The organism is Rhizorhabdus sp. GW822-FHT03C02 (assembly GCF_058801765.1).
Genome location: NZ_JBXANN010000005.1, coordinates 379,254 through 387,130 on the forward strand (window position 1 = coordinate 379,254; position 7,877 = coordinate 387,130).

The window sequence follows — 7,877 nt, forward strand, 5'->3', positions numbered from 1 at the left end:
GGGGTCCCGCATCGGCGCAACCCTCATGTGCGGGATGAGGTTCCGCCACCCGATCGCCCGAAGCGCGACCGTTCGAACCACCACAGCCCCGCCGACAGCGCGAGCCAGAGCAGGAACCACGGCCAGGACGGGCCGGGGCGGGATGTCGCGTCGGGATGGGCTGCCACCGTCCGCGCGTCGGCGGCGAGGCGCGCGGTGGCCTGTGCGGTCTCGACCGCACGAACGCCGGGCAGGGCATCGGCCGGATAGACGTGAAAGGCCTGCGGCGATGCCTTGGGATCGGCGAAGGCGAGCCGATACCAGCCGGCGCGAGCGGGCCAGAGAGCGGCGCATCCGGACGCGGGATCGGCGACCGGCGAGGCCACGCTGCCGTCGGGTGCGATCACCCGTGCGCGCGCGCCAGCACCGCACAGCATCAGCCGCTGCCCGGCGCGGGCGAGCGGGTCGATCGCCGGCGCGGGATCGCCGCGCGGGCGCGCCAGCGTCGCGACCGCGCTCCCCCAATAGTCGCCATGGAGATCGCCACGCCCGGACAGGACCAGCGCGTAACTGTCGTCGAGGGTCCACAGCCCGACCCGGCCGCGTCCGCGCGCCCGCCAATAAGCGAAGGGCATGCCGCGCGCGTCGCGCAGCAGCGGCACCAGCGCGTCGCCGCCGACGGTGACGACGCGGCGCGCGAGATCGACCGGCTCGCCACCCGCGACGATCGTCGAGGGTGCGTCGTTCGTCCCGGGCCCGCGCCGAGCCGCCGCGCCCTCGGCATCGGGGGCGGCGGTCGCTGGCGCCACCGCAACGGTCTCGCCGCCGCCCGCGACCGTCAGGCCGAGCGCCTGCCATTGGCGCCGCACCGCGTCGGGCAGCGGTCCGGTGACCCGCAGCAGCAGCCCGAGCCCACCGGCGACCGCCTGGTCGAGCGCGGCGCGTTCGCCGCCCCCAAGCCCGGCCCAGCTTCGTTCGTCGAGGATGACGAGATCGTAGCGCTGCAGGGTCGCCGCGGTCAGCGGCCCGGAAGCGTCACCGAGCAGGATGCCACCGCCCGCGCTCGATTGGACCCGCAGCGTCAGCCCGGCATCGGTCGCCCAACGGCGCAGATATTTGATTTCGGGCCCCGGTGCTCCGGCGAGCAGCAGCACCGCGGGTGGGGGATCGGCGGCGACGGTCAGCGGAACCGCCGCCTCCTCGACCAGCGCGCGCCCCGAATCGCGCAACCTGACCGTGAACAGGGCCGCGCCCGCAGCACGCGCGGTGCCGCCGAGCCGATAGCCGCCGTCCGGACCGACCGGTGCGACATCGACGCGCCGTCCCGCCGGATCGATCAGTTCGACGGTGCCGCCGGCCACGCCGGAGGCGACGCCGTTCACCGTGAACGCCGCGCCGGGGGCGATGCGGCCGGGAGGATCGATCCGGACGAGTCCACGCGGCGGCGCCGGCGCGTGAAAATCGATCGCACGCCCCATAGCGGCGTCGCGATCGCGCGGGTCGAGCCCGTTGCCGACGATGTACAGCCGCGCGACCCCGGGATAGCGCCGCAACGCGGTCGCGAGATCGGGCACCCGCTCGGCCCCCGCCAGGGTCCGCGCGCCGGGCAGCGCGATCACCCGATCGCCGCTTTCCTGCGCAAGATCGAAGGTCGCGCCGCGGGTGAGCACGACCAGGGTCGCACGGTCGCCGCCGATCGCGGGGGGCACGAACATCGCGTAGAGCGTAGCGGCGAGGATCGGTTGCGCGGCAAGCAGCAGCGCGAGACGCCATGGCTTCGCTCGTGATGCCGGATCGGCGCGATCCTGCCACAGCAGCAGCCGGACGCAGCCGAGCAGCGCCGCCAAGGCCAGCAGCGCGACGAGGATCATCGGCCGCCCCCCAGCGCATCGAGATAGCGCCGTCCGGCCGCGTCGGGCGCGGCGCGGCGGGCGACTCCGGCGGGCGGCCGCACCAGCGCGCTCCACAGCAATCCGCGCAGATGCCGGCGGCAGGCGAGGCAGGCCGGATCGCCGCGCACCGCATCGATCGCGCCGACGAACGACAAAGGATTGGGCACCCGATCCTGATGCGCGTGCAGCCAGCGTTCGAGCGCGTCGAGCGGAAGCGCGCCGCCATGGCCGCCCGGGGCGTCGTCGAGCGCGCGCCAGGCTTCGGCGGGCGCCTGGTCGTCGCCGGGTTGCGGTGTGAGCGCCAGCGTGCGGCTGGCGATCCCCTCGCGCTTGCCGGTCATCCGGCGATTCTCGTCGATCGGCGGCAGTTCGGGGCCGACCCGGGCGAGGAAGATGCGGGTCGCCTGCTGGACCTGCTTGATGAAACCGAGCGCCTTATAGGCGAAGGGCAGCGCCTGTTGCGGCTGGCCCTGGCGCAGGCGCAGCTCGGATTGCCACATCTGGTCGAGCGCCTGCTTGAGGGTGGCGCGGGTCTCGGGGTCGAGCAGCGTCGCCGCTTCGGGCTCGTCATGGGTGTGGCCATATTCGGCGACGACATTTTCCGCGCGGCCGAAGGCCGGGCCGGCCGGTGGCGCGCCGGCATCATGATCGTCGGCGACCGGCCGGTTCGACGCGGGCGCGTCGGCGGTTGGAGCGTCCGACGTGGGCGCATCCGACGTCGGCGGGGCCTTGCCGCCGCCCTCGGCCTCCTCGCCGAGGAACTGGCCATAGCGCATGCGCAGGATGCGCTGGTCGACCCCGATCGCGTCGGACTTGGTGACGAAGCGATCCGGGGTCAGCCCCCGCTTCGCCTTGATCAGCGCCTCGGCGTCGATGATGATCTGGCGCTGGCTGCGGAAATAGGCGGGCAGCGTCTTCTTGACCACGCCCTCGATCCCGGTCGCCTCCTGGCCGAGATTCGACGGCCAGCGCAGGATCAGGCTGGCGCTGCGCATGACCTGGGGCCCCGGTGCGCGGTTGTCGGTGACGATCAGCTGCGCGACGAGATCGCTGCCGCTCGCGAAATCGAGCGCCGCCAGATCGAGCGCGGGCGCGAACCGGCGACGGGTGGCCGGGCCGGTGCCGGCGACGTCGATGCTGCGCTCCTTGAAGCTGATATTCTCGCCTTCTCCCTGGGCGATGACGATCCGCAGCCGCGCCGTCGGCGCGACGCCATAATCGTCGCTCGCTTCGAACATGAGCGGCCAGCGCCGCTGGCCCGGGCTCATCAGGCTGAGGCTGCGATCGGGGGCGATCACCTTGATCCGCGGCGGCAGGTCGGCGATCGCGTCGAGCCGGTGCAGCGGCAGCCGCCGCGCGTCGGCGCCCTGCGGCACGACCCGGTAGAGCAGCGAGCGGTCGAGCGTCCGCGCGGCGCGCCACAGCGCGCCGTCGTGCACGACCGCAAGCCGGCCGCCATCATGAAAGGCGAGCGCGACCGATCCCGGCTGCGGATCGAAGCGCAACGTCCATTCGAGCCGCGAACCCTGCGGCGCCTTCACGTCGAGCCCCGGCTCGTCGCGCGGCGGCAGGCCGGTATAGGCCGGCGGCACCACCCGCAGCCGCTGACCTGTCAGCCGCGGCACGCCGGGGACCACCGGCCCGCCCTCGGCGCTGGGCGCGAGCGCGACTTCGGGCGAGGCCGGTGGCCAGGCGAGGATCGCCGCGAGCGCGGCGAGGCCGACGCCCCAGGCGATCGCGATCCGGCGCGCCGACCAGTCGGGCCGCAGCGTCGTGGCGATGTCGTCGGACAGCCGCGCTTCGATCCGCGCGCGCTGCAGCCGCTGGAGCGGGCCGAGGGTCGCGTCGTCGGCGAACAGCAGCCCGGCGCTGTCCTCGATCGCGCCATGGCGGGCGTCGAGGCTGCGGATCAGCCAGCGCCGGTCGAACCGGCGCGCACGGACGATCGCGCCGGCCACAGCGAACGCAAACAGGATGAGGGCGGTCGGGACCGCGAGCGCGATCCCCTGCCAGCGCCATGCCGCCGCGATCGCGATCAGCGCGAGCGGCGCCGCGGTCAGCAGGTCGTCGGCGAGGCCGCGCCGGCGCGCCGGGCGCAGCCACAGTTCGGCGCTCATGGCGCGATCCCGCGACTGCGGCGGGTCGCCAGCCAGCGCTCGCCGGCGAACAGCGCCGCGATCAACAGGGCAAGCCACGACCGGAGTTCGCGTGCCGGCTGCGGGAAGGCCGCGGCGCCCGCGCCCGGCCGATAGTCGCGCGCCATCACCCGGCCGGGCGGCGGCGCGGGTGGATCGAACAGCGCGCGCAGCCGATCGGGGAAAGCAGGATCGAGCAGTTGCGGCATCGCTGCGGGTTTGAGCGGCTGCGTCAGCCGCAGCATGCGGCCCTGCCCCAGCCCGGCGCCTTCGACGAGCGCGGTGCCGTCATCGGCGCGCCAATAGACCGACGCACCGGGCAAGGCGACGGTGGCATCTGCGCTGAGCAGCGCCGTCCCGCCCCGTGCGACCCAGTCGGTCACCAGACGCGGCACCGGTCCGGCGGCGAGCCACAGTAGGATGCTGGTATCGGCGGGGATCGGCGAACCGCTTTGCGCGACCACCGGTGGCGGTGCCCTCCAGGCGATCGCCGCCGCGCGGAGATAGCGCAGGTCGGCGGCATGATCGGCGGCGTGGAGGATCGTCAGCCGTAGCGGGTCTGCCGATCGGGCGGGGGCAAATGGCGGCGTGGTGCCCGGCACGATCCGCCAATCGACCTTGTGCGACAGGATCGGCCGCTCGGCATCGGCGCCGTCAAAGGTCGTCGGGACGATGACCGTCAGGCGCGCGCCGGGCGGGGTCTCGGCATCGATCTGGCGCAGCAAGGTGGCGAGCGGCAGCGGCCCGGCGGGAGGCACCCGGTCGAGCGGCGGAAAGCCGGGGGCGAGCCAGCGCGGCGCCGGATCGGCCTGGACGATCGCGGCGGCGGCGGTCGGGTCGGCGCCCGGCGCGACCAGGACGTAGGTAGCTTTGCCGGCCTCGTCGAACAGCGCCGGCCGTGCCAGCCACAGCGCGAGCAAGGCAAGCAGCAGCAGCCTGAGCGCGAGCAGCGCCCACTCGTCGAACCGCAGCCGGTGGCGCGGGCGCGGCTTCTGCCGCAGCCAGCGCAGCGCAGCGAAGTCGATCGGGCGCTGCTCGCTGGCGCGGGCGATATGGATCAGCAGCGGCAGCGCGAGCGCGGCCAAGGCGGCGAGCCCCGCGGGCAGCAGCAGCCCGGCGGTCATGAATATTCGGCCGCGTCATGCCCGCCGAACAGCCGCCGCAGCGGCAGGTCGAGCGGCTGGTCGAGCATATAGTCGACATGGCGGACGCCGCCGGCGTCGAGTTCGGCATGGAGCGCGGCGCGGGCCGCGGCAAAGCGGCGGAGAAACTCGCCGCGCAGCGCCGGGCCGTCGCCGAGCAGTTCCTCGCCGGTTTCGGGATTGCGGAAGCGGTGGCCGCCGGCGAAAGGAAAATCGCGCTCCTCGACGGTGAGCATCTCGATCGCCAGCACCTCGCGCCGGGCCGCAGCAAGCCGCAGCATGAGTGCAGCACAGGCCGGGTCGAAACAGTCGGACAGCATGACGACGAGGTCGTTGGCGCCGACCCGGTCCCACAGCGGTCCGAGTTGCGCCTCGGCGGGAAAGCCGCCTTGTGCCGACAGCGCCTGGAGTTCGATCAGCAGCCGGTCGCGCTGGCGCAGGCCGGTCGCGGGCGCGGCAAGCCGCAGTCCGGCGTCGGACAGCGCGATCAGCCCGAAGCGATCGCCCTGACGCATCGCCAGATCGGCGAGGCAGGCGGCGAGCGACCGTGCGGCATCGAGCCGCGACCAGTCCGGGCGGGCGGCGTCGGCCTGCGCCATCGACGCGCTGGCGTCGATCAGGATCCACAGCGACAAGGGGCTCTCGCGCTCGGCCTCGCGCACGAAGAATTTGTCCGAGCGGCCGTAGAGCTTCCAGTCGATCTGGCGCAGCTCGTCGCCGCGCTCATAAGCGCGATATTGCGCGAATTCGAGGCCGGCGCCGCGGCTATGGCTGTTGTGCAGGCCGATCCCGTGCGCCCCGACCGCGCGGCGCGACACCAGCCGCAGGCTTTTCAGCCGGCTGCGGACGTCGGGCGGGATCAGGTCAGGAGCCATCGCGGCGTGGGCGCTCAGGCGGCGATCGGCACGCTGCGCAGCAAGGCGGCGACGACGTCGTCGGCGCTCTTGCCCTCGGCCTCGGCGGCGAACGACAGCAGCAGCCGGTGGCGCATCACCGGCCCGGCGAGCGCGACGATGTCCTCGCGGGTCGCGGCGAGCCGCCCCTGGAGCAGCGCGCGGGCCTTGGCGGCGAGCACCAGCGACTGGCCGGCGCGGGGACCGGCGCCCCATTTGACATATTTGCGGACCTCCTCGGCGACCCCGTCGCCGGGACGGCTCGCGCGCACCAGCCGGGTGATCCAGAGCAGCAGGTCTTCGCTGAGATGGACCTGGCGGACCAGCGCCTGCAGCGCCAGCACCTCGGCGCCCTCCATCACCCGCGGCACCTCGCCGCCGGCGCGGCCGGTGGTCTGGGCGAGGATGTCATGCTCCTCCTGCTCGGTCGGATAGTCGACGCGGATGTGGAGCAGGAAGCGGTCGAGCTGCGCTTCGGGCAGCGGATAGGTGCCCGCCTGTTCGAGCGGATTCTGGGTCGCGAGCACGAAGAAGGGCGAGGGCAGTTCGTGGGTGACCCCACCATAGCTGACGGTGCGCTCCTGCATCGCCTCGAGCAAGGCCGCCTGGGTCTTGGGCGGCGTGCGGTTGAGTTCGTCGGCGAGCAGCAGATTGGTGAACACCGGCCCGGGCTGGAAACGGAAATGGCGGTGGCCGGTGCCATGATCCTCCTCGAGCAGCTCGGTACCGAGGATGTCGCTGGGCATCAGGTCGGGGGTGAACTGGACCCGCCGGAACTGGAGATGGAGCGCCTGACCGAGCGAGCGCACCAACAGGGTCTTGCCGAGCCCGGGCACGCCCTCAAGCAGACAATGGCCGCCGGCGAGCAGGCCGATCAGCAATTGCTCGACCACCGCCTCCTGGCCGACGATCGCCTGCGCGATCGCGCGGCGCAGTTCGCCGAGCCCGGCGAGCTTTTCCTGGATGGCGGATTCGGAGAGGTCGGTCATGGACACTCGCTGTGACGGGTTGGAATGGGGGGCGTCGGAAGGATCATGAGGTCAGCGCGTACATGACGATGTTGACCCCGAACTTCGTATTGTCTTCGGCGAGGAAGCGCTTGTTGCGCCAGTCATAGTCCCACTCGCAGCCATAATCCTTGTTGCTGTAGAGGACCCCGAGCCGGCCATCGATCTCGATGCCCTTGAGATAGTCGTGGACGAGATCGTCGCCCCAGCCGTTGAGTTCGAAACCGGTGTTGGGCGGGCCGTCGAATGTGAAGAAGCTGCGGTAGAGCGGATGGCCGGCGGGCAGCTTCCTGAGCGCCTTGCCGCCGAAGATCTTCGCCATCTGCGCCTCGAACGACTTGGCGAACAGCCCGTCGATGTCATGGTTGCAGTCGTCGACCAGCACGAAGCCGCCGCTGCGAACGTAAAGCTCGAAATTGCGGCGCTCGGCGGGGTTGAACTCGACCAGCTTGTGCCCGGCCAGATAGCAGAAGGGGGCCGCCAGCATCTTGCTGTCGGCCAGCGCCAGCACATGCTCCTTCGGATCGACCCGAAGCGTCGTATAGTCGATCAGCGAGGTGATGATGTTGGCGGGCATGCGCTGGTCGACGTCCCAGTCGCCCGAATCATATTTGAGCCGGGTGAACCAGAAGTCGTAGGCGGCGCCTTTGGCAATGGCTGCGCGGGCGGAACCGGCAAGCAGGGCGCTCGCCAGTCCGCCCGCCATCAGGCGCAAAAACTCAGCGCGAGTCACGCTGCAACCAAATCCGTTCGTGGGGGGGGGGGGGGGGGGGGGGGGGGGGGGGGGGGGGGGGGGGGGGGGGGGGGGGGGGGGGGGGGGGGGGGGGGG

Annotated in this window: 6 protein-coding genes; all 6 read right to left on the reverse strand. The window is 72.5% G+C overall.

What is annotated here, in order from left to right; all coding sequences use genetic code 11:
* Positions 1-23 precede the first annotated feature (23 nt).
* From AC1RM6_RS16060 to AC1RM6_RS16085, 6 genes are read right to left on the reverse strand one after another with little or no spacing between them, the layout of a single operon-like run.
* Positions 24-1,850 (reverse strand): carboxypeptidase regulatory-like domain-containing protein, encoded by a 1,827-nt coding sequence (locus tag AC1RM6_RS16060; RefSeq protein WP_493102918.1) that lies wholly within the window; start codon positions 1,848-1,850, stop codon positions 24-26.
* Positions 1,847-3,988, reverse strand: coding sequence for a DUF4175 domain-containing protein (locus AC1RM6_RS16065; RefSeq protein WP_493102920.1), 2,142 nt, complete (start codon positions 3,986-3,988; stop codon positions 1,847-1,849). The genes AC1RM6_RS16060 and AC1RM6_RS16065 overlap by 4 nt, the downstream gene beginning before the upstream one ends.
* Positions 3,985-5,130 carry a BatA domain-containing protein gene (locus tag AC1RM6_RS16070; RefSeq protein ID WP_493102922.1) on the reverse strand — a complete coding sequence of 382 codons (1,146 nt, stop codon included), beginning with the start codon at positions 5,128-5,130 and terminating at the stop codon, positions 3,985-3,987. Before AC1RM6_RS16070 ends, AC1RM6_RS16065 begins: the two co-directional genes overlap by 4 nt.
* Complete coding sequence (locus tag AC1RM6_RS16075; protein ID WP_493102924.1) at positions 5,127-6,023, reverse strand: DUF58 domain-containing protein; 897 nt, start codon at positions 6,021-6,023, stop codon at positions 5,127-5,129. Before AC1RM6_RS16075 ends, AC1RM6_RS16070 begins: the two co-directional genes overlap by 4 nt.
* Before the next feature lie 14 nt (positions 6,024-6,037).
* A complete protein-coding gene (locus AC1RM6_RS16080) occupies positions 6,038-7,030 on the reverse strand; it encodes an AAA family ATPase (protein ID WP_493102926.1) in 993 nt (330 codons plus the stop codon).
* A gap of 43 nt (positions 7,031-7,073) precedes the next feature.
* Entirely contained in the window at positions 7,074-7,754 is a 681-nt protein-coding gene (locus AC1RM6_RS16085) for a DUF4159 domain-containing protein (RefSeq protein WP_493102928.1), read from the reverse strand.
* Positions 7,755-7,877 lie beyond the last annotated feature (123 nt).